Source organism: Chloroflexus sp. (assembly GCF_034432675.1).
Classification (GTDB): Bacteria; Chloroflexota; Chloroflexia; order Chloroflexales; family Chloroflexaceae; genus Chloroflexus.
Window position 1 is genome coordinate 1 of record NZ_DAOUBI010000040.1, and the last position, 1,824, is coordinate 1,824.

Annotated in this window: 2 protein-coding genes and 1 pseudogene; 1 reads left to right on the plus strand and 2 read right to left on the minus strand. The window is 53.6% G+C overall.

Annotated features, from left to right (window positions below):
* Positions 1–389: pseudogene (locus VAE55_RS03355) on the minus strand (hypothetical protein); the annotation flags it as partial.
* A gap of 326 nt (positions 390–715) precedes the next feature.
* On the opposite strand from VAE55_RS03355, the gene VAE55_RS03360 reads away from it, so the two are divergent.
* Complete coding sequence (locus VAE55_RS03360; protein WP_322814400.1) at positions 716–1,471, plus strand: alpha/beta hydrolase; 756 nt, start codon at positions 716–718, stop codon at positions 1,469–1,471.
* A gap of 169 nt (positions 1,472–1,640) precedes the next feature.
* Here VAE55_RS03360 and VAE55_RS03365 read toward each other — a convergent pair.
* Positions 1,641–1,824, minus strand: a 184-nt coding sequence (locus VAE55_RS03365; RefSeq protein WP_322814401.1) for an HYR domain-containing protein, incomplete at its 5' end; no start/stop codon positions are given.

Here is a 1,824-nt window from a genome sequence, read left to right on the forward strand (position 1 = left end):
GGCCCTGGTGCTGTCGGATTGGTTGCCGGATTGAGTGGTGTGCCTGGCTGGTATATCTCAAACACGGTGCTACCAGCAGTGAATATTTCATCAGATACACCACCACCCGATGTACCATTGAGATCAGGATGGAACAGATCGACGTAAATGGGGGTACTGGAAGGCCAACCACACGGTACATGGAGGGTAATGTAGTGATAACCATTACCTGCACCCGAATTTGTGTACCAGTCGCCGATACCAAGTGCACGACTTGGACTTGAAGTCTGGAGGTAAAATACCGAACCGGCGGGTGGTAGTTCAACCGCCTGAGTGGTATCCTTTAACCACACAGACAACAAGGCCATGACACAGAGCAGCAAGACCATCATTGTCGTACGACGTTGCATGAAGTTTCTCCGTGTACTATCCCCCAAAGAAGATTAGCTCGCGAGAGTGAAATGACCGTCTACAGATATAAGTTCTCATCGAGTTATAAGACATTTCGACCATTTTGTCAAAACCTTTTGGACTATTATTGAATAGTACTATAGCACTATGAAAGACGTTATACTTGTTGAATTGTTCATCAATCATTGTGTGCAGAAATCCGGAATATATCAGCCAAACGGGGAATAGCCGAGGTTTAATCTGGCGATAAACTGATACAATTAGATGAACAAATGTTAATGCACCATGGATGATCGTAATTTTGTAGTTTTAGAGGTGTGTTTCAGTGTCAACAATTTACACCCGTCATGGCCCACTGCACTATCTTACCGTTGGGCAGGGGGAACCGTTTGTACTGCTCCACGGCAACACCTACAGCGCGACAACCCAAGTACGGCTGGCGCAGCGGTTCGCCGATCAATTTACAGTCTACTCGTTTGATCTGCTTGGTCATGGTGGTTCGGCTCGTCCGTCAGAGCTCTTCACCACTCGCTACTTTCAAATGCAAGGCGAGGCGGTGGCCGATGCGCTGGCCGGTCTGTTCCACACACCGGTACCGGTCTTCGGCATGAGTGCCGGTGGGATCAGTGCCTTGAATGCGGTCTGTATTCGCCCCGATCTGATCGCAGCTCTCATTCTTGACGGGGTGTTTGCCCGGGTAACCGCAGCCACCTATCAGGCGCATCGCCACACCACAGCCAGTATGTCGCCGAGCTGGCACCGTTATATGGCTGGTCAGCACGGTGCCGACTGGTGGCCGATTCTCAATGCCGGCGTCGAGTCGGTGATCGAGCAACTGGCCGCCCAGGAAGCACTGGTCACACCGTGCCTTGATCAGATTCAGGTACCGACCATTATTTTTCACGGTGGCAAAGACCCGTTCGTTCCCGACGAACAGGCACGGGCGGTAGCTGCCGGTATTCGTGGTGCCCGCATTGTCTACGAACCGGAGGCCGGCCATCTGATTGCCTGGCGTAATCCTGATGCCTTCCGCGCCCGGGTTGGGCGGTTTCTGGTTGAATCAGGGGTAGTAGCGGAGTGACGACGGACAGGGTGAACGAACCGCTACGTCTCCAGCATGTTCTCTGCACGCAGTGTGCACGTAACGCGCTGATCTGGTGTACCCTGTTGCTTCTCATTTGACATTCCTGCCCTTCTGCATTGCGACGTTGATAGGGGCCGAAGCCGGGCTTCGGCCCCAGAGATTGCTGTCAGCGCACAATGACGGGTACGAAGAGACGATGTTGCGGTGCTTCAGCCGGCGGTGATCCCGGTGGCGTGATCGTCACCGTAAAGCTGCCACTCGCCACATTGCCAGCGTCGTCGCTAGCAGTACAGGTGACGGTCGTCGTGCCTATCGCGAAGGTGCTGCCGCTGGACGGCGTACAGCTCACC